General features: G+C 71.4%; 18 protein-coding genes and 1 riboswitch. Of the genes, 5 read left to right on the top strand and 13 right to left on the bottom strand.

Annotation, left to right across the window (positions count from 1 at the left end; translation table 11 throughout):
* The first annotated feature begins 23 nt into the window (after positions 1-23).
* Complete coding sequence (locus LQ938_RS03745; RefSeq protein ID WP_223721833.1) at positions 24-650, top strand: cyclodeaminase/cyclohydrolase family protein; 627 nt, start codon at positions 24-26, stop codon at positions 648-650.
* Positions 651-734: 84 nt separating this feature from the next.
* Here the strand turns inward: LQ938_RS03745 and LQ938_RS03740 are convergent, their stop codons facing one another.
* The 4 genes from LQ938_RS03740 to LQ938_RS03725 are packed head-to-tail and all read right to left on the bottom strand — an operon-like array spanning position 735 to position 4,926.
* Positions 735-1,943 (bottom strand): hypothetical protein, encoded by a 1,209-nt coding sequence (locus LQ938_RS03740; RefSeq protein WP_223721832.1) that lies wholly within the window; start codon positions 1,941-1,943, stop codon positions 735-737.
* Positions 1,944-2,003: 60 nt separating this feature from the next.
* Positions 2,004-2,876, bottom strand: a complete 873-nt coding sequence (locus tag LQ938_RS03735) for an ABC transporter permease (RefSeq protein WP_223721831.1) — start codon at positions 2,874-2,876, stop codon at positions 2,004-2,006.
* Positions 2,873-3,619, bottom strand: coding sequence for an ABC transporter ATP-binding protein (locus LQ938_RS03730; RefSeq protein WP_223721830.1), 747 nt, complete (start codon positions 3,617-3,619; stop codon positions 2,873-2,875). The genes LQ938_RS03735 and LQ938_RS03730 overlap by 4 nt, the downstream gene beginning before the upstream one ends.
* Positions 3,616-4,926 carry an amidohydrolase family protein gene (locus LQ938_RS03725; RefSeq protein WP_223721829.1) on the bottom strand — a complete coding sequence of 437 codons (1,311 nt, stop codon included), beginning with the start codon at positions 4,924-4,926 and terminating at the stop codon, positions 3,616-3,618. The genes LQ938_RS03730 and LQ938_RS03725 overlap by 4 nt, the downstream gene beginning before the upstream one ends.
* 190 nt (positions 4,927-5,116) lie before the next feature.
* Here LQ938_RS03725 and LQ938_RS03720 point away from each other — a divergent pair, with 190 nt between their 5' ends.
* Entirely contained in the window at positions 5,117-6,109 is a 993-nt protein-coding gene (locus LQ938_RS03720; RefSeq protein WP_223721828.1) for a PDR/VanB family oxidoreductase, read from the top strand.
* A gap of 94 nt (positions 6,110-6,203) precedes the next feature.
* On the opposite strand, the gene LQ938_RS03715 is transcribed toward LQ938_RS03720, so the two are convergent.
* The 3 genes from LQ938_RS03715 to glyA all read right to left on the bottom strand — a co-directional run bounded on the left by LQ938_RS03715 (position 6,204) and on the right by glyA (position 10,045).
* Positions 6,204-7,526 (bottom strand): amidohydrolase family protein, encoded by a 1,323-nt coding sequence (locus LQ938_RS03715; RefSeq protein ID WP_223721827.1) that lies wholly within the window; start codon positions 7,524-7,526, stop codon positions 6,204-6,206.
* Positions 7,527-7,679: 153 nt separating this feature from the next.
* Positions 7,680-8,561, bottom strand: a complete 882-nt coding sequence (locus LQ938_RS03710) for a bifunctional methylenetetrahydrofolate dehydrogenase/methenyltetrahydrofolate cyclohydrolase (protein WP_223721826.1) — start codon at positions 8,559-8,561, stop codon at positions 7,680-7,682.
* 209 nt (positions 8,562-8,770) lie between these two features.
* Positions 8,771-10,045, bottom strand: coding sequence for a serine hydroxymethyltransferase (glyA, locus tag LQ938_RS03705; protein WP_223721825.1), 1,275 nt, complete (start codon positions 10,043-10,045; stop codon positions 8,771-8,773).
* A gap of 37 nt (positions 10,046-10,082) precedes the next feature.
* Positions 10,083-10,166, bottom strand: a riboswitch (ZMP/ZTP riboswitch).
* A 47-nt stretch (positions 10,167-10,213) separates the two neighbouring features.
* On the opposite strand from glyA, the gene LQ938_RS03700 reads away from it, so the two are divergent.
* From LQ938_RS03700 to LQ938_RS03690, 3 genes are read left to right on the top strand one after another with little or no spacing between them, the layout of a single operon-like run.
* The gene (locus LQ938_RS03700; protein ID WP_223721824.1) at positions 10,214-11,833 is read left to right on the top strand and encodes a beta-N-acetylhexosaminidase; all 1,620 of its coding nucleotides are present in this window, start codon (positions 10,214-10,216) and stop codon (positions 11,831-11,833) included.
* Positions 11,830-13,005: an N-acetylglucosamine-6-phosphate deacetylase gene (nagA, locus tag LQ938_RS03695; RefSeq protein ID WP_223721823.1), complete on the top strand. Its 1,176-nt coding sequence runs from the start codon at positions 11,830-11,832 to the stop codon at positions 13,003-13,005. Before LQ938_RS03700 ends, nagA begins: the two co-directional genes overlap by 4 nt.
* A gap of 1 nt (position 13,006) precedes the next feature.
* Entirely contained in the window at positions 13,007-13,438 is a 432-nt protein-coding gene (locus LQ938_RS03690; RefSeq protein ID WP_374197466.1) for a YrdB family protein, read from the top strand.
* A gap of 87 nt (positions 13,439-13,525) precedes the next feature.
* On the opposite strand, the gene LQ938_RS03685 is transcribed toward LQ938_RS03690, so the two are convergent.
* From LQ938_RS03685 to LQ938_RS03660, 6 genes are all read right to left on the bottom strand, one after another.
* Positions 13,526-14,305 (bottom strand): glucosamine-6-phosphate deaminase, encoded by a 780-nt coding sequence (locus LQ938_RS03685; RefSeq protein ID WP_223721821.1) that lies wholly within the window; start codon positions 14,303-14,305, stop codon positions 13,526-13,528.
* Entirely contained in the window at positions 14,298-15,221 is a 924-nt protein-coding gene (locus LQ938_RS03680; RefSeq protein WP_223721820.1) for an ROK family protein, read from the bottom strand. The genes LQ938_RS03685 and LQ938_RS03680 overlap by 8 nt, the downstream gene beginning before the upstream one ends.
* Positions 15,221-16,096: a carbohydrate ABC transporter permease gene (locus tag LQ938_RS03675; protein ID WP_223721819.1), complete on the bottom strand. Its 876-nt coding sequence runs from the start codon at positions 16,094-16,096 to the stop codon at positions 15,221-15,223. The genes LQ938_RS03680 and LQ938_RS03675 overlap by 1 nt, the downstream gene beginning before the upstream one ends.
* On the bottom strand, positions 16,093-17,058 hold the full coding sequence (locus LQ938_RS03670; protein WP_223721818.1) for a carbohydrate ABC transporter permease: 966 nt from the start codon (positions 17,056-17,058) through the stop codon (positions 16,093-16,095). Before LQ938_RS03670 ends, LQ938_RS03675 begins: the two co-directional genes overlap by 4 nt.
* Positions 17,059-17,137: 79 nt before the next feature.
* Complete coding sequence (locus LQ938_RS03665) at positions 17,138-18,406, bottom strand: extracellular solute-binding protein (RefSeq protein ID WP_223721817.1); 1,269 nt, start codon at positions 18,404-18,406, stop codon at positions 17,138-17,140.
* Positions 18,407-18,474: 68 nt separating this feature from the next.
* On the bottom strand, positions 18,475-19,674 hold the full coding sequence (locus LQ938_RS03660; protein WP_223721816.1) for an ROK family transcriptional regulator: 1,200 nt from the start codon (positions 19,672-19,674) through the stop codon (positions 18,475-18,477).
* Positions 19,675-19,828: the final 154 nt, after the last annotated feature.

The following is a 19,828-nucleotide window of genomic DNA, read 5'->3' as shown; positions in this document are numbered from 1 at the left end:
CGTCGCCGTCCTAGACTTCCGACGTGACGCACCCCGAAGACGATGCTTCGACGAGCCACCTGGCGCCCTGGCTGGAACGACTCGCGGCCCCCGAACCGGCGCCCGGCGGAGGTGCGGCCGCGGCGGTCACGCTCGCGATCGGCGCCGCCGTGCTCGGCATGACCGCCGGCTACGCGCCCGCAGGGCCGGATCGCACGCGAGCGCTCGACCTCGCGGCGGAAACGAGGCAGCGCGCGCTGGTTCTCGCCGACCGCGACGCGGCCGCATCCGCCGCGCTCGTGGCGGCGTTCCGGCTTCCGGATGGCGCCGCCGCGACCGCCGCGCGTGCGGAGGCGCTTCGGGAGGCCACGGTCACGAGTCTCGACGTCGCCGGGCTGGGCGTGCCCCTGCCGGGGCCGCTCGCCTGGCTCGCCGAGCACGGGGAGCCGATGCTGGCTCCGGATGTGGTCGTCGCCGGCCACACGCTCGCCGCGGGGGTGCGCTCCGCCGCGGTCACCGCGCGCAGCAACCTGACGGCCGCCACGACGGTCGCAGTCGCCGAGGGAAGCCCGGACGAGACGCTCGCCCCGCTCCGCGCGCGGGTCGCCGCGGCGATCCTCGCGGCCGACGCGTTGGACGCGATCGCCCGGGGCGTCGCGTCGGCGCTCTGACTCTTCGCGGCCTCGTTCCGTCGGCATCCGCGCCGCGTACCACCACGCGGATGCCGACGAAATCGAGGTCATGAGAAGCCCCGCTCAGCCCATCGAGATCGACGTGTCGAGGAAGTCGTTCGTGTAGAGCGAATCGACGTCGATTGCGTCGGCATCCGACGACGAGATGCTTCCGGATTCGACCAGGAACGGCACGAAGTCATCGAGGATCGACTGCATGCGGTCGGGGTCGAAGGCGCCGAAGACACCGGTCGCCGGGTCGTCCTCGACGATGCCGAGCTCGAGCTGCTGCGCGACCGAGTACTCCGCGACGCCCTCCGAGTAGGTCCACCCGGTGTCGTACTGGTCGACGAGGTCCAGGATCAGCGCGATCGCGGCGCTCGGGTCCTCGAGGAAGTCGAGCTGCGACTGCTGCATGATCGGCACGAGCTTGGCGAGGCAGTCGCCGTACTCCTCGACCGCATCCGCCCGCACCGCGAGCGGTTCGGGGTAGATCGAGTAGCCGATCTCGGACAGCAGCTGGTAGTCGATCGGACGACCCCACTCGGGGATCTCGTTCTCGTAGATGTACGGTTCGGCCGTCGCGAAGCCCTGCTGCAGGATCGTCGGGTCGGAGACGAACCGCTGCGGCGTGCCCTCGTAGCTGGTGTCCACCTGCGAGGAATCGATCATGCCCTGCGATTGGAGGAGCGCCGGGATCACGTCGCCGGAGGTCACGACCACCGCGCCGTCCGCCGTCGCGTCCTCGATCGTCTCCGCGCCCGGGTGGCTCTCCGGGTCCCACATCAGGATCTGCGGGCTCCAGGTGAGCTGCGAGGCGACGGCGACCGTCGGCTGGTCGGCCGCCGCGACGATGGCCGCATCCGTGTTCACCGCACCGATCAGGATGTCGGTGTCGAGATACATCAGGGCGGGTACGGGCTGGAAGTTGACGTTCGGTCCGCCGGGGCGCACCTCGATGTCGACGCCTGTGTCGACGCCCTGGGCGACGAGCGAACCGGTCACCGTCTTCGCGTCGGTGTCGATCGAGTAGTCATCGCCGACGAGCGCGTACATCGCACCGTGCTCGGCTTCGGGCTGCCAGTCCTGCTGCATCACGACCGTGGCCGGGCACACGTCGGACAGGTCGAGCGCGCTGCCGGCGTCGGCGGCCGGTGCCGAACTGCCGGTGCTGGCCGCATCGGGTTCGGCATCGGAGTCAGCCGAGCACGCGGCCAGACTCACGGCGAGGGAGAGGACGACGCCGGCGGCGAGAGCACGCCGCAGGCGGGGGGAAACAGAAACGGTCGACACGGGTTCCTCCAGAGGATGGGGGTCGGGTGGAGCGCGGGCGGAGCAGGTCGAGGGGGGCGATCAGCGGTTCTTCCAGCCGAACAGGCGGCCGACGATCGCCCGGTCCAGGGCGGCGAAGACGGAGAACACGACCACGCCGAAGATGGCGGTGAAGATGATCGCGAGGAACAGGGACTCCATGTTGAGTCGCAGCGTGTAGGTGCGCAGCAGCCCACCGATGCCCTGCGATCCCTGTTGGAAGAAGAAGTCGCCGACGATCGCGCCGATCACCGACAGACCCGCGGCGTTTCGGAGCCCCGTGAAGATCGCGGGCAGGGCGGCCGGCAGCTGCAGTTTCGTGAGCCGCTGCCACCGCGTGGCCTTGTTGAGGGTGAAGAGGTCGTGCGCCGAGGGCTCCGCCGACTGCAGACCGAACAGGGTGTTCGAGATCATCGGGAAGATCGCGATGATCACACACACGACGATCCGGGCGGGGATGCCGTACCCCATCCAGATCCCGATGAGGGGCGTGAGCGCGAGGATCGGGATGGTCTGCAGGATGACCGCGTACGGGTACAGCACCCGCTCGGCGATCCGCCACTGCGACATGAGGATCGCCCAGCCCATCCCGAGCACGACCGCGATCGCGAGTCCGATCAGCGCGACGCTGGTCGTCTGGCCGAGGGCCGTGAGCATCGGCATGATGACCTGGGGGTTGCCGAGGGTCTCGGTGAACACCTGGTGCGGGGGCGGCAGCAGGAAGCGGCGGCTCTCCGACAGCACGAGGTACGACACCGCGTACCAGACGATCAGGATGCCGAGGATCGCCAGCACGATCGGCAGCACGCGCGAACCCGTCGCACTCGCCGCCCGCGAGAACGATCCGCCGGTGCGCGGTGAACCGAGCGGCGGCGGCGCGGTCGGTGCGGCGGCGGTCAGCGTCTTCTCGCTCACGAGTGCTCCTCCAGCAGGGCTGAGATGTGTCCGGCGATCCGGCCGAACTCGGGCTCGTAACGCAGTTCGGGCGGTCGCGGGTACGACCAGGGCAGTTCGATGTCGTCGACGATGCGGCCCGGCCGACCGCTCATCACGAGCACCCGGCTGGAGAGGTAGACGGCCTCCGAGATCGAGTGCGTGATGAACATCGCGGCGAACTGCTTGAGCTGGAAGATGCGCTGCAGCTCGGTCTGCATCTTCAGCCGGGTGATCTCGTCGAGGGCACCGAAGGGTTCGTCGAAGAGCGCGAGCTGCGGCTCGGCGACGAGCGCCCGGGCGATGGACACCCGCATCCGCATTCCGCCGGAGAGCTGACGCGGATGCTGCTTCTCGAACCCGCCGAGTCCGACCAGGTCGAGCACCTCGCGGGCACGGCGGGCGCGCTCGGCGGCGCCGGTGCCGGCGAGCTCGCCGACGAGTTCGACGTTCTTCTGGGCGCTCCGCCACTCCAGCAGGGTCGGGTCCTGGAAGACGAAGCTCGTCACGGCCGCGTCGACGTCGAGCGTCCCGTGCGTGATCGTCTCCAGACCCGATGCCAGGCGCAGGAGGGTCGACTTTCCGCATCCGGAGGGCCCGACGACCGAGACGAACTCGCCCCGGGAGACCGTCAGCGAGACCCCGGTCAGCGCGCGCGTGCCGGTGGTGAAGTCCTTCGTGACGTCGTCCAGACGCAACGTGGGCGAGGTGAGCGTCGCGCTCATGCCTGCACCGCCTTTCTCTGTCGCTCGGGTATTCCGGGCCTCTCGGGGGGCGCGGCGTGCGCCGGGACGGGCACGGTCGTCGTGTGCGTGCGGCGCGTCGCCACGACGCGGCCGGCGCGGACGACGACCCGATCGGGCGCGCGCTCCGCGAGCGCCGCCGCGACCGATGCGGAGCGCACCAGCACGAAATCGGCCGGGTCGCCGACGGCTCCCGTCGCGCGCGGCAGGCCCGCGAGGGAACGCCCCGCCGTCACGACGTCCCACGCGGTCCGCGGGGTGAGGTGACCGGCGATCACGAGGGATGCGGCGACGTCGACCATGTCTCCGTTGCCGAGCGGATTGAAGGGATCCTGCACGTTGTCGCCGCCGGCGGCGAGCGCCACGCCCGCGTCGAGGATCGCCCGCAGCGGAGGAATCGCCCGCGGCATCGAGACCGGATGCTGCCACCCCTGCAGGTAGAGGTTGGTGAGCGGGTTGACGATGATGCTGACCCCGGCCTCCGCGGCCGCGTCGAGGGCCGCTGCGAGCCGGTCCGGCGGCTGGACCGCGAGGCTCACACAGTGGCCCGCCGACCGGGTCATCGCCCGCGGCCAGTGCCGCGTGCGCTCGGCGAGATCGATGAGGTCGAGCGAGTCGGGGTTCAGGGTCTCGTCGGTGTGCAGGTCGATGCCGATCCCGGCGGCCTCCGCGAAGGCGGCCGCCCGGTCGATCTCTCCGCGCGGGTCGTCGCTGAGGTGAGGTGCGGCGCCGACGAGATCGACCCCGAGGGCGAGGGCGTCGCGGACGAGACCGTCGTCGTGGATCTGCCCGTGCATCGCGACCACCTGCACGTCGACCAGCCCGCGGTAGTCCTCGCGCGCGGCGAGCACCGCCCGGATGCCTCGTAGCGGGTCGGCCCCTTCGTGGTAGTTCACGTGGGTGCGGATCGTGGTGACGCCGGCCCGGAGGGCGGCATCCAGCTGCCGCCGCGCGTGCGCGGCGATCTGCTCCTCCGAGAGCGTCGCCCCGAATTCGCGCCAGCACGCGACGGCATCCTCGAGCGATCCTTCGGGTTCACCCGCGAGGCTCCACGTATACGCCTTGTCGATGTGCGCGTGCAGGTCGGCGGCGGGCGGCAGCAGCAGCCACTCGGTGCCGTCCGCATCCGTCCCCGCGCTGACGCGCCCGGTCGGAGCGCCATCCTGGCGCCCGTCGGTCAGGGCGCCGTCGGTGATGTGCACCGTCGCGGTCGTGCCGTCGGGCAGGGTCACGCCGTCCAGGCGCGCCACCTGCTGACCGGCTTCGAGATCCTCGGGATGGATGCTCACGACCCTCGCCTTCCTGTCGACACTGTCATCGAATCCTGTTGGCGTGACCAACAATTGATGTGGCAGCATTCAACGCGCAGCGTGTTTCGATGTGCGACGGCTCGTGTTGCCGGGCTGTTAAACGATGCCGCGCAGCGCGCGTCGGACGGATGCCGCGGATAGCGTGAATGGCCGAACGGCGAGGAGAGATGTGAGTTACTTCAGCGACGTCGAGCGCGATCTGATCGTGACCGGACGCACCGACCTGGCCGACGGCGTCGTCGCCTTCGACCTCGCCTCCCCGAACGGCCGCGACCTGCCGGCCTGGACGGCCGGATCCCATGTCGACGTGATCCTCCCCGCCCCGAACGGCGCCGGGGGCGACCCGGTCGAACGGCAGTACTCGCTCTGCAGCGACCCCGCAGACCGCGGGACGTGGCGGATCGCCGTGCTCCGCGAGCGGGCGGGCCGGGGCGGATCGACGCGCATCCACGACGAGGTGAGCGTCGGTCAGCGCGTGCGCGTCCGGGGCCCGCGCAACCACTTCGCCTTCGAACCGGTGGCAGGAACGCGGTACCGCTTCGTTGCGGGCGGGATCGGCATCACCGCGATCCGCAGCATGGTGACGGCGGCCGAGGCCGCGGGCGTCGACTGGCACCTCGACTACGCGGGCCGGTCACGTCGCACCATGGCGTTCGTGGACGAGCTCGTCACCGCATTCCCCGATCGGATGCGGGTGCACGCCGCCGACGAGGGCGCGCGCCTCTCCCCCGCCGCGCTCGCCGCCGAGGTCGGGCCGGACGGCGTCGTCTACGCCTGCGGACCGGCGCGTCTTCTCGAAGCGCTCGAGGAGGTCTTCGCCGAACGCGCCGACGAGGCACTGCACGTCGAACGGTTCGAGGCGAAGGTGTTCGGCGCTCCGGTGTGGACCGCGCCGTTCGAGGTGGAACTCGCCGCGAGCGGCGACATCGTGACCGTGGCGCCGGACCAGTCGATCCTCGACGCCATCCGGCAGCAGTCCCCCGAGACGATCGTGCTGTCCAGCTGCCGCCGCGGCACGTGCGGCACCTGCGAGGTACCGGTCCTCGAGGGTGAGGTCGAGCACCGGGACTCGGTGCTCACCCCCCTCGAGCAGGAGCACGGCGACGTCATGATGATCTGCGTCTCCCGGGCGGCGTGCCCGCTCATCGTGCTCGACCTCTGATCCGCGCGGATCGGAGGCTGCCGCGGCGGGTTCGCCCGCGTCAGCCGCGGCTGGCGTTCGTGTGAGCCCGAGGTCGCGGCGGCTGGCGTTCGCGTCAGCTCTGCAGGCGCGCGCGGAGCGCCGCGACGATGGCGTGTTCGTCGTGGCCGACGAGGCGATAGTCCCGGACGACCACGCGGCCGCCCACCACCACGTGCCGGGGACGACGGCCGGGCGAGGCCCAGAGAAGCCCCGCGACCGGGTCGGCGACGCCCGCATCCGCGACCCCGGAGACATCCCAGACGCAGATGTCGGCGCGGGCCCCGACCCGGAGGTGCCCGAGGTCGGCGCGACCGAGCCCGACGGCGCCATCCTCCGTCGCCATCCCGAGCACCGCGCGGGCGGGGAGCTGCGGGCCGACGAGGCCCGAGATCTGCATCGCGAGACGCGCGTCCGCCAGCAGGTGTCCGGCGTCGTTCGAGCCGCCGCCCGATGTGCCCAACCCGACGCGGAGGCCCGCCTCGCGCAGCCGGGCCACCGGAGCGATGCCCCATCCCATCGGCACGTCGCATCCGGGGGCGTGCGTCGCACTCACCCCCGCCGCGGCGAGCCGGTCGATCTCGTCCGGGGTGACGTCGCAGAGGTGCGCGATCGTGACGTCGGGCGCGAGCCACCCCCATTCCTCGAGCAGGTCGAGCGGTCGCCGGCCGTACCGCGCCAGAGCGATCTCGGTGTCCACCTGCTCGTTGGCCTGGGTGCGTCGGCGCACACCGTGACGGGCGGCCACCTCGCCGAGCGCTCGGAAGGTCGCCTCGCCGTCCGAGTGCACGCCCGCGGGCCCGACGGCGATCTGCCGCATCCCGTCGTCCGTGACGCCGCCGACATGGCCGCGGGGCAGCAGGTCGTCGATGATCGCGTCCGCGCTGGCCGCGGCGAGTGCGGGGTCATCGCGCGCCGACCCGCGGACGAAGACCAGCCGTGCCCCCAGCGACGCGGCCGCCGCGGAGATCGCCCGCGCGATCTCGACCGTCTCCGCCACAGGGTCTGCAGATTCGCCCGGTGCGGGCCAGTTCAGCTGGTGGTCGGCCACCGTCGTGACGCCGGAGAGCAGCGACTCCGCGACCCCCACGGCGGCCGTCGCACGGGTCAGCGATGCGTCGATGCCGGCTGCGGCATATGCCCCTGCCATCGCCGGCAACCAGTCGCGCATCGCGGCGCCCCGCGTGTCGGGAAGGGTTCGGAACCCGCTCTGCAGCAGGTGATGGTGCGCATTGACGAGCCCCGCGGTGACGACGCAGCCACTCACGTCGAGGTGGACCGCATCCGGGTCCGCGGACGGTTCGGCGGCGATGCGCCCGTCGGGCCCGACCGACAGCGTGCCGCCCCGTTCCGTCTGCGGATCGATCAGGATGCGGTCGGCGCCGGTGAGGGTCAGCATCCTCCGTTGATACCACGTCCGGCCGCGCGCCCGTCGCGCCGCGGGCTCCGCACGCGGCGCAAGTTCACGATCCGCCGCGGGCTCCGCACGCGGCGGGGGTTCACGATCCGCTGCGCGCTCCGCACACGGCGCGGGTTCACGATCCGCGCGGGCTCAGGATGCGGCGCGCTCCGCGGCCTCGACGACGTTGAGCATGAGCAGGGCCACGGTCATCGGCCCGACGCCGCCGGGGTTGGGCGAGAGCCACCCGGCGACCTCGGCCACATCCGGATCCACGTCGCCGTAGACCTTCTGCGTCCCCGACTCGGGGTCGTCCTCGCGCGTGACGCCGACGTCCAGCACCGCGGCGCCCGGCTTCACGTCCTGGGCCCGCACGAGGTGCTTCACGCCCGCCGCCGCGACGATGACGTCGGCCTGCCGGAGGTACTGCGACATGTCCTCGGTGCCGGTATGCGTGAGCGTCACGGTGGCGTTCACGTCGCGACGCGTGAGCAGCAGCCCGATCGACCGGCCGATCGTGACGCCGCGACCGACGACCACGACGTGTTTTCCGCCGAGGTCGTAGCCGTTGCGGCGCAGCAGTTCGATGACACCGCGGGGCGTGCACGGCAGCGGCGAGGTGATCGGCGCGTTTACATTCAGCACGAGCCGGCCGAGGTTCGTCGGGTGCAGGCCGTCCGCATCCTTCGCCGGGTCGATCCGCTCGAGGATCGCGTCGGTGTCGAGATGCTTCGGGAGCGGGAGCTGCACGATGTAGCCGTGGCAGGTCGGATCGGCGTTCAGCTCGTCGATGAGCGCTTCGACCTGCTCCTGCGTCGCGTCGGCGGGCAGCTCGCGCTGGATCGAGTTCATCCCGATCGCCTCGGACTGGCGGTGCTTCATACCGACGTAGAGCTGGGAGGCCGGATCGGCGCCCACGAGCACGGTCGCGATTCCGGGCGTGACGCCCTTCTCGGCGAGCGCAGCCACGCGGACGCGGAGCTCCTCCTTGATCGCCGCGGCGGTCGCTTTTCCGTCGAGCTTCTGAGCGGTCATGTGTCTGTGTTCCTCACGTCGTCGTGGCGGCGATCCCGCACCCCCCGGACCGCGAGACGGGTTCTTCGCGCCGAGACGGAGGGGTTACCCCACGGTCTCGGCGCGAACATCCCGTCTCGCGGCAGGGGCGTTCGAATCACTATGCCGGGAGGGATGCTGCGCGGCAACCCGCAACCGAGAGTCGGGATGCGGGGGGCACGCAGCCGGGGTTACTGCTGCAGGCCGGGGTACAGCGGGAACGCGGCGGTGAGGGCGGCGACGCGCACGCGCAGCGCCTCGACGTCCGCATCCGGAAGCAGCGCCTGCGCGATCACCTCGGCGACCTCGGTGAACTCGGCGTCGCCGAAGCCGCGGGTGGCGAGCGCGGGCGTGCCGATCCGGAGCCCCGACGTCACCATCGGCGGGCGGGGGTCGTTCGGCACCGAGTTGCGGTTCACCGTGATGTGGATATCGTGCAGCAGGTCTTCGGCCTGCTTGCCGTCGATCGCCGCGTCGCGCAGGTCCACGAGCACGAGGTGCACGTCGGTTCCGCCGGAGCGGAGCGTGATTCCCGCCGCCGCCACGTCGGGCTGCGTGAGCCGCTCGGCGAGGATCTGCGCGCCGCGGATGGTGCGCTCCTGGCGCTCGCGGAACTCGGGGGTGCCGGCGAGCTTGAAGGCCGTGGCCTTCGCCGCGATGACGTGCATGAGCGGGCCGCCCTGCTGCCCGGGGAAGACGGCCGAGTTGATCTTCTTCGCGATGTCGGCGTCGTTGCTCAGGATGAAGCCCGAGCGCGGTCCGCCGATCGTCTTGTGCACGGTCGACGAGACGACGTGCGCGTGCGGCACCGGGTTCGGGTGCACGCCCGCGGCGACGAGGCCCGCGAAGTGCGCCATGTCGACCCACAGGTACGCGCCGACCTCGTCGGCGATCTCACGGAAGCGCGCGAAGTCGAGCTGACGCGGGTAGGCCGACCAGCCGGCGATGATGACCTTCGGCTTGTGCTCCACGGCGAGGCGGTGCACCTCGTCCATGTCGATGAGGGAGGTCTCGGCGTCGACGCCGTAGGCGACGATGTCGTAGAGCCGCCCGGAGAAGTTCAGCTTCATCCCGTGGGTCAGGTGCCCGCCGTGATCCAGCGAAAGGCCGAGGAGGGTGTCTCCGGGGCGGGCGATCGCGTGCAGCACGGCCGCGTTGGCCGAGGCGCCGGAGTGCGGCTGGACGTTCGCGAACCCGGCACCGAACAGCGTCTTGGCGCGCTCGATCGCGAGTTCTTCGGCGACGTCGACCTCTTCGCAGCCGCCGTAGTACCGGCGACCCGGGTATCCCTCGGCGTACTTGTTCGTCAGCACCGACCCCTGCGACTGCAGGACGGCGACGGGCACGAAGTTCTCGGACGCGATCATCTCGAGGTAGCCGCGCTGGCGGTCGAGTTCGCGCTCGAGCACCTGGGCGATCTCGGGGTCGACCTCGGCGAGCGGGGCGGTGAAGAGCGGGTCGGTCATGACACTCCTTGACAGCGGTATCGGATGAGAGAGGTTCCGCATCGGCCCAGGCGTACGGCCGAATACCGTGTCGTTCGCTCCCCGGTGGTGGCCCACCTCAACGCCAGTCGCGACAGGAACGAGCATAGCGGATGCGGCGTCCGGGACTATTTTGTTAGGGTTCCTTACATGGTGCTCGGCGTGGTCCCCTTCCCGCGGTCGCTGAGCACGCGCGCGGGCGCGTTCGCCCTGTCGCCCGAGGTCGTTCTCACCGGCGATGCGGAGGCCGCATCCGTCATCGCGGATCTCGTCCTCGCCCGCACCGGCGTACGCCTGCGCGTCGCCGTCGCCGTCGCCGCCGCCGCCGCGTCCGGACGCACGATCGCTGTGCGCCGCACCGGCACCGGGGCGCCGGAGGGTTATCGGCTCCGGGTCGATCCCGGTGGTGTCGCGCTCGAGTCCCCGGATGCGGCCGGCCTCTTCTACGGCGCCCAGACGCTCGTGCAGCTGCTCTCTCACAACGATGCGGGCGGATGGGATCTGCCCGCGGCCGACATCAGCGACGCTCCGCGGTTCGCGCACCGCGGGATGATGCTGGACGTCGCCCGCCATTTCTTCCCCGTCCCCGTCGTCGAACGCCTGATCGATCGCATCGCGGCGCTGAAGCTCAACGTGCTGCACCTGCATCTGAGCGACGATCAGGGATGGCGCCTCGCGCTGCAGTCCCGGCCCGCGCTCGCTCATCGCGGGTCGCAGACGTCGGCGCTCGGCGATCCGGGCGGGCACTTCACGCGCGCCGACTACGCGCACCTCGTCGCCTACGCGGCGGCGCGGCACGTGCGCGTGGTTCCCGAGATCGATCTTCCGGGGCACACGCACGCGGTCGGTCTCGCCTACCCCGAGCTGGTCGAGCCGCCGGTGATCTCGGCCTCCGTCGCCGAGACGGCCGCGACGTTCGGGGGCGGCATCCCGACGCCGGGTGAGCCGTACACGGGCTTCGCGGTCGGGTTCTCGTCGCTCCGCATCTGCGATGAGGCGACCTACGAGTTCCTCGCGGATGTGCTGGGCGAGATCGCCGCGCTCACCCCCGGCCCCCTCCTGCACATCGGCGGAGACGAGGCCCTCGGCACGTCCGCCGAGGACTACGCGTATTTCCTCACTCGGGCGACCGAGATCGTGGCGGGGCTCGGAAAGACCCCGGTCGCCTGGCACGAGGCGGGTCGCGTCGCGAGGATCGCGCCCGGAACGATCGGGCAGTACTGGGGCTTCGTCACGCCGATCGACGGCGCGGACGAGGATGCCCGCGGGTTCATCGCCGGCGGCGGTCGCCTCATCCTCTCCCCCGCCGATGCGATCTACCTCGACATGAAACCCGACGCGCAGTCCGCCCTCGGGCTCGAGTGGGCGAACGGTCCGACGAGCCTCGAAGCGGCGTATTCGTGGGAGCCGACGCGTGTCATCGCCGGGGCATCGGACCGCGACATCCTCGGCGTCGAAGCGGCGCTGTGGACCGAGACCCTCGCGACCGAGGCCGACATCGAAGCCATGGTCTACCCGCGGATCGCCGCGGCGGCCGAGATCGCGTGGTCGGCGGCCGACGGCCCCGAGCGCACCTGGCCCGCGTTCCGGGAACGGGTGGCCGTACTCGCTGAGCTGTGGGCGGATGCGGGCATCCGCGCCGGCCGCATCGCGTCACCGCCGCCCGTCGCAGGAGCCGAGGCCGCAGCCGAGTCCGAATCCGCGGCGGCCGACTCCGATCCCGCCGGGTCCGCGTCCCCCGCCGAATCCGCAGCGGGGTCCGCGTCGTGACCCTCATCGTCCATTCGGCGCGCGTCGTCGACGACGGCGTCGTGACCGAGAACGGCTGGGTGCACGTCACCGAGGGGCGGGTGACCGCATCCGGAACCGGGGACTCGTGGCGAGCATCCGTGTCGCCCGAGACGACGATCGTGGACGCCGCGGCGCGGGCCGGCGCGGGCGCCGTGCTGACGGCCGGATTCATCGACCTGCACGGCCACGGCGGCGGGGGCCGCGCCAACGACGACGGCGTGGACGCCATCCGCACCGCGCGTGCCCTGCACCGCGCGCACGGCACGACGCGCGCGGTGATCTCGCTCGTAACGGCGCCGCTTCCCGACCTCGCCGCACGCGTCCGCCTGGTCGCGGACCTCACCCGCACCGACGCCGATGTGCTCGGCTCGCATCTCGAGGGCCCGTTCCTCGACCCGGGCCACCGCGGTGCGCACGACGGCGACCTGCTGCGCGCGCCCGCCCCCGATGCGCTCGATCGTCTGCTGGATGCGGGGACCGGCACGATCCGCCAGGTGACGCTCGCGCCCGAGCTCGCCGGCGGGCTCGACGCGGTGCGCCGGGTGGTCGAGCACGGGGCGGCCGCGGCCATCGGTCATACGGCGGCCGACGCCGCCACCGCCGCGGCCGCGTTCGATGCCGGGGCGACGATCCTCACGCACGCCTTCAACGCGATGCCGGGGCTCCATCACCGCAGCCCCGGGCCGGTGGGCGCCGCCCTCGCCGACGACCGGATCACGCTCGAGGTCATCGCCGACGGCGTGCACCTGCATCCGATCATCGTGCGGATGCTGTGCGCCACGGCCCCCGGCCGCATCGCGCTCGTGACCGACGCCATGGCGGCGGCGGGCGCGCCCGAGGGCGACTATCTGCTCGGCGGCCTCGACGTCACGGTGCGCGGCGGTGAGGTGCGGATCGCGGGCACCGACACCATCGCGGGCTCGACCCTGACCCAGGACGCCGCACTCCGGGTCGCGGTGGGAGCGGGTGTTCCGCTGGCCGTCGCGGTGCAGGCCCTGACGACGACCCCGGCGCGGGCGATCGGTCGCGCGGACCTCGGGCGGCTCGTCCCGGGCGCCCTCGGCGATCTCGTGCTGTTGTCGGACGACCTGCGCGTGCACGGGGTCTGGACCGCCGGCGTCCCGGATCGGGGAGCCGCGTCGCGCTCGTAGAATGGAATTCGTGACCGATCCGCGCCCCGCTCCTTCCTCCGCCCCGCTCTCGACCGGCGGCGACGGGTCGGCGGCGAACGAATTGCCCGCGGGCACGCGCCGACCGCTCAGCGCGGTCGAGGTGCTCTCGTTCGTCTGCGAGATCGTCGCGTTCATCGTGCTCGCGGTGTGGGGCTTCGTCTTCTGGGTGTTCCCATGGAACATCGTCGCCGGCATCGGGACGCCCGTCGCCGCGATCCTGCTGTGGGCGCTCTTCGTGTCGCCGCGGGCCGTCTTCTCCGTGCACCCGTTCGTACGGGCGATCGTCGAGCTGCTCGTGTACGCCGGGGCGACCGCGGCGTTCTGGGCGATGGGCCTCACCTGGGTCGGCGTCGTCTACGCCGTCATCGCGATCACGGTCGGCGCCATCGCCGGCCGACGCCGCTTCACCTGAGCCGGCACCGTTTCGCCTGACCTGCCGCCGCTTCGCCCGACCTGCCACCGCGCCCGAGTCGCCTCCGGCGCCCCGGAGCCCCGGGACTCAGAGCCCTTGCCAGTCCGGCTTGTCGCGCCACGCCGCACGGTAGTAGTCCGCGAGGCGCAGCCGCGACGCCGCCGCGGCGTCGACGATGACCGTCGCGTGCGGATGCAGCTGAATCGCCGACCCGGGCAGCATCGCCGTGAGGGACCCCTCGACCGCGCCGGCGACCGCATCCGCTTTCCCCTGCCCGAACGCGAGCAGCACGAGGTGTCCTGCGCGCAGGATCGTGCCGAGCCCCTGCGTGATGCAGTGGCGGGGCACGTCGTCCGGGTGGGCGAAGAAGCGCGCGTTGTCGGCGCGGGTCTGCGCCGTCAGGGTCTTCACCCGCGTGAGCGACGCGAACGACGAGCCGGGCTCGTTGAAGGCGATGTGGCCGTCGGTGCCGATCCCGAGGATCTGCAGGTCCACCCCTCCCGCGGCCCGAATCGCCCGTTCGTACTCGTCGCCCGCCGTCTCGATCCCGGCGAGCCGCCCATCGGGCACCTGCACCCGATCCGCGTCGAGGCCGAGCGGGACCACGACCTCTCGGTGGATGACGGAACGGTAGCTCTCCGGATGCTGCGGGTCGAGGCCGACGTACTCGTCGAGCGCGAAGCCGCGCACCTGCGAAACATCGACACCCGCCAGACGGGAGGTCAGCGCCTCGTACACGGGGAGCGGGGTGGACCCGGTCGCCAGTCCGAGCACGGCGTCGGGCCGCGCGGCGACCCGGCGGGCGATCTCGTCGGCGACGAGCGCCCCCGCCTCCGCCTCGGACTCCACGATGACGACCTCAGCCATGAACGACCACCTCTTCCGTGTCTCGGGTTCCGCCCACGATCGCCGCCCCCAGCGCCGCCGCGGGAGACCCCGGCGGCAGAACTTCGACCCGATCCGCGAGGGCGAGGGAGCGGAGGAACGGCGAGCCGGCCGCCCCGCGCGACAGCGCCGCGCGAACCTCGGGCAGCATCCGGTCGGCGAGCGCGGTGAGCCCGCCGCCGAGCACGACGGCGTCGACGTCGGCGGTGAGAACCAGGATGCGGACCGCCGCCGCCACCGCGGAAGCCAGGCCCGCGCGCAGCTCGATTGCGAGGACGTCACCGCCGTCGGCCGCGTCGAACACGTCGCGTACCGGGTACTCCCCCGGCCGCTCCCATCGTGCGGCGATCGATGCGCCGCCCGCGAGCGACTCGATGCATCCGCGCCCCCCGCACCGGCATTCGGGGCCGTGCGGGTCGATCGAGATGTGCCCGACCTCGCCCGCGGCGCCGCGGCGTCCGCGCCAGACCCGGCCGCCCACGACGATGCCCGCGGCGACGCCGGTGCCGAGGTTCAGGTACGCGATGCTGTCGCGCCCCTGCAGCACGGCCGCGCCCACCGCGGCGGCCTTGACGTCGTTCTCCACGCGCACCGGCAGTCCGAGCAGCGGCGCGAGGGTCTCGCGCACGTCCATCCGATCGATGCCGAGATTCAGGGCGTGCGACACGCGCATGGTGCTTGGACGCACCTGCCCCGGCATCCCGATACCCACGGAGGCGAACGATCCCGGGTCGACACCCGCACGTGCGCCGAGCGCGGCGACCGCATCGACGACCGTGCGGGCGACGCCGTCCGGCCCCCAGAGCGTGGGCAGCCGGACGCTGCCGATCACCGCATCGTGCGCGTCGACGACGACCGCATCCGTTTTGGTGCCGCCGACGTCGAGTCCGACGCGCATCACCCCTTCACCGCGCCCGACATGAGCCCGCTGGCCATGCGGTGCTGCACGAGCAGGAAGAAGATGATGACGGGGATCGCCATCAGGGTCGACGCGGCCATCACGACCGACCAGTCGGTGGCCTTCGTCACCTGCACGAAGCTCCGGAGCCAGATCGGCAGGGTCTGCGATTCGGGGCGGGTCATGATCACGAGCGCGAAGACGAACTCGTTCCACGCCTGGATGAACGCGAACACCCCGGTGGAGACGAGACCGGGAGCCAGGAGCGGGAACGTGACCCGCCAGAACGCGCCGGTGCGGCTGCATCCGTCGATCATCGCGGCCTCTTCGAGCTCGGCCGGCACGCCGTTCACGAATCCGCGGAGGGTCCAGATCGTGAAGGGCAGCACGAGCGCCACGTAGACGAACGTGAGGCCGATGATCGTGTTGACGAGCGCCCAGCTGTCGAGCACGCGGAACGTGGAGATGATGAGCGCCTCGGCCGGGATCATCTGCACCACGAGGATCGCGACGATGAACGTCTTCCGACTGCGGAACCGGAAGCGCGATACCGCCACCGCCGCGAGGAACGCGAAGACGAGGCTGACGACGAGCGCGAGGAGGGTGACGGAGACCGACACACCGAGCGCGGCGACGAAACCGCCGTCCGCGAACGCGGTCGCGTAGTTGCGCAGCGTGAACTGGTCGGGCCACAGGTGCGGCGTCGCGGTCTTGGTCGCCGACGAGGGCAGGAGCGACGTGTTCACCATCCAGTACACGGGGAACACCGCGCAGACGATGACGACGAGGGCGGCCAGGTTCAGGAGCACGCGCCCCGGACGGATGCGGCGAGCGCCCACGCTGGAGGGACGGATGCGGACGGCGGGCGCGGTCATGCGTTGTCCTCACGCAGCATCGAACGGATGTAGGCGGCCGAGATGAGCAGCATGACGACGACGAGGATGACGGAGATCGCGCCCCCGGAGCCGAGGTCGCCGGACGCCATCGAGACGCTGTAGATGTAGACGCCGATCGTGTTGGTGTCGGCGCGGACGCCGCCGATCGTCTGCAGGGCGTAGATCTGCGCGAACACCCGCAGATCCCAGATGACCTGCAGGATCAGCAGGACGAAGAGGATCGACCGCAGATACGGCAGCAGGATGAAGCGGAAGCGTGCGACGGCGCCGGCACCGTCGAGCGATGCGGCCTCCGTCACCTCGGTGGGGATCTGACTGAGTCCCGCGTACACCGAGAAGGCGACGAACGGGATCGCCCCCCACGTGATGATGATCGCGGCCACCGTGAAGAAGCTGAGCGGTTCGATGAGCCAGCTGTGCCCGGTCCAGTCGGTGCCGGTGAGCTGGGTCAGCGCATAGTTCACGAGACCGTACTGGGTGTCGAAGATCCAGCCCCACACGATCGTCGCGGTGAGCGCGGGCATCGCCCACGCCAGCAGCAGCGCGAGAGAGACCGCGAGCCGCATGACCCGGCCGAGTTTGGCCATCAGCAGCGCGACGAGCACGCCGAGGGTCATGGTGAGCGCGACGCAGACGACGCAGAGGGCGATGCTGCGGGCGAGGACGAGCCAGAACTGCGAGTCGCCGAGCACCGCGACGTAGTTCGCCAGGCCGACGAACGGCGCCGGGGCGCCGAAGATCTGCGGGCGCCCGAACTCCTGGAACGACATGACGATCATCTGCACGAGGGGCCAGCCGATGAACACGACGAGCATGATGAGCGCCGGCGCGATCAGCAGGAGCGGCGCTTTCTGCGCGCGGCGCCGGCGCGGCGGGGCGGGCGCGTCGTGCACGCTCTCCGGTCCCCGCGTCGGCGGGGCAGGCGGGGCCTGGACGGACATGGAACTCCTCGGACGATCGGACGTGTACTCGGATGCGGCGCCTCGCGCCCGGCGGATGACGCCGGGCGCGGGGTCGCGATCAGCCGTTCAGGATGGATTCGATCTGCTCGTCGGCCGCTGCGGCGAGCGACGCCACGTCGCCGCCGTTCGCGATGTTGACGAACAGGTCCTGCATGACGCCCTGCGCTTCCACATCCGCCCACTTCGGCGACGCCGGAGTCAGCTTGGCGTTGGCCGCGGCCTCGGCGATGACGGTCGCGAGCTCGGGCGTCGCCGCAGCGACCTTGTCACCGAGCGACGTCTTCGCCGGCACCAGGCCGCCTTCGGCGAGGATCGACTGGTACTCGTCGCTCAGCATGATCTCGAGCGCCGACTTCGCGAGGTCCGGATGCGCGGACTTCGCGGCGATCCCGATGTTGGAGCCACCGGCGAACACCGGTGCGGCATCCCCGTCCGCGCCCGGCAGGGCGAAGTACCCCGTCGTGTCGGTGAGGGGCGTGGGCTGCTTGTCCTCGTCGGCGACGATCGACCAGTACGCCCAGCTCGGCGCAGAGTAGGTCGCGGCCTCGCCCGTGCGGAACGGCACCCAGCCCTCGGTCTCGTCGCCGTCCTTCGGGGCGAGCGACGCCTTCTCCTGCAGCTCCTGCACCTGCGTGAGGCCGGCGATCGACTCGTCGCTGGAGAGCTGTGCGTCCCAGCTGCCGTCGTCCGCCTGAACGGCGACCTCGCCGCCGTTCGCCCAGACGAAGGGAAGCGCGTTGTACCAGTCCTTGCCGGGGAAGTAGACCCCGGACACACCGGGCAGCGCACCCGCGAGGGTGACGGCGTTCGACACGTACTCGTCGAGCGTCGTCGGCACCGCGACGCCCGCCTGGGCGTACTGGGCCGTGTTGTAGAACACCACGCGTGCGCCGGAGTAGTAGGGCACCGCGTACAGCGTGCCGTCCCACGTACCGGCCTCCACGAAGCCGGGCAGCAGGTCGTCTCCGCCGAGATCGGCGGCGATGTCGTCGAGGCTGAGGAGCGCGCCGCTGGAGGTGAAGGCGGGCGCCTGGGTGTTGCCCATCTCGACGACGTCGGGGCTGTCGTTCGAGGACAGGCTGGTGGTCAGCTTGTCGACCAGACCCGTCCACTGTTGCTCTTCGATGACCAGAGTGGAGCCCGGATTCTCGTCTTCGAACGTCTGGGTCAAGTAGTCGCGCGCGTCCTGCGAGGTATCGGTGCCGGCGAGCCAGACACGGATCTCTGCGGATGACGACTCGGTCGAGCCGCCGCCGCTTCCGGCGCAACCGGCGAGCGTAAGCGCCGACGCACCCAACAGGGCGACGGCTCCGAGGGACTTCTTCATGCGTTGTCCTTCTGTTCTCTCTCAGGTGTGGTGGTGGGACGCGCCGACGGCTCGCCCCGCGTGGTCCGCTACGAGACGCCGAGTCTCGCGGTCAAGACCATGACGGCTGCTCCGCGCAGGACGATGTCCTGGCCTTGCGCCGTCATCCGTACCTGGACGCCCTCGTGGAAAGGAGCGAGCGTTCGGGTGCGGAGGGCCTCGACGGTGGCCTGCGCAAGCACACCGTCGAGGAGTTCAGGGGGGCCGGAGAGCACGATCTCCGACAGGTCGAGGGCGCCGACGACGGGGGCGAGGGCGATGCCCAGGCGCTCCCCCGCGTCGCGCAGCACGAGCGATCGGGCCTCCGGGTCGGACTCCTGCGCGAGCCGCGCGCTGAGCGAGGGCACCGAAAGCCACGCTTCGAGGCATCCGACTTTGCCGCACGCGCACTGCGGGCCGCCGTCGGTGCCGACAGTGACGTGCCCGATCTCGCCTGCGGCGAAGCGGCTGCCGCGCATCGGCTGTCCGCCCGTGAGCAGGCCCGAGCCGACACCGCTGCCGACCTTCACGAGCAGCACGTCCTCGTTCGCGCCGCCGAACGTGTATTCCGCGAGCACCGCCGCGTTCGCGTCGTTCGCGACCAGCACCGGAAGACCGAGCGCCTCGACGAGGACTCCCTCGAGATCGAAGCCGACCCAGCCGAGGTTCGGCGCCGTGAGCACGACTCCCCGGTCATCGATAACGCCCGGCGTTCCGATGCCGATTCCGAGCACGGGCTCGCGGGCGTCCGCCACGAGGGCGCGGGCGAGATCGATCACGGTGTCGAGCACGTCGGCCGCGTCGGCCGGATGCGGCACCTCGCGCCGCGCGACGATGTCGCCGTCGAGGGTGAGGATGGCGCCGATGAAGACGTCGTTGCCCGACAGGTCGATGCCGACGATGCGGTGGCCGGTGCGGTCCACGTCCACGAGGATCGCGGGTTTGCCGGGGCGGGCGGACTCCCGCGGCCCCTTCTCGGTGATGAAGCCGTCGGTGATGAGCTCGGCGACGAGGTCCGAGATGGTGACGCGGGTGAGGCCGGTCTCCCGAGAGAGATCGGCCCGGCTCATGGCTCCGGCGTGGAACAGCGTCTGCAGCACGAGCGAGCGGTTGTGGCCGCGGGCGTGCTCCGGCAGCACCTTCGCGGCACCCCGTCGGGCACGGCCGGTGGCCGGGAGGGAGGTGAGGTCGGTGCGAGGGTGCGCGGAACCCGAGGAGGAAGAGCCGCGCTGCACTTCCGATGCAGTCATGTTTGTTAGTAGACCTTACAAACAAATCGAACGCAACCACCGGCACCCGGTTTTACATGACCGTTACCTTCGGACGCACGATCGAGATGCGCCGCAGTCGAGACCGGATCGTTGCCGACACGCCCGAGCGGTCGCGTACCATGAGAAGACACAT

It is taken from the genome of Microbacterium sp. cx-55 (genome assembly GCF_021117345.1).
In the GTDB taxonomy this organism is placed as follows: domain Bacteria; phylum Actinomycetota; class Actinomycetes; order Actinomycetales; family Microbacteriaceae; genus Microbacterium.
Note: the sequence above shows the minus strand (reverse complement) of the source record. Positions and strands in the feature narration are given on the sequence as shown.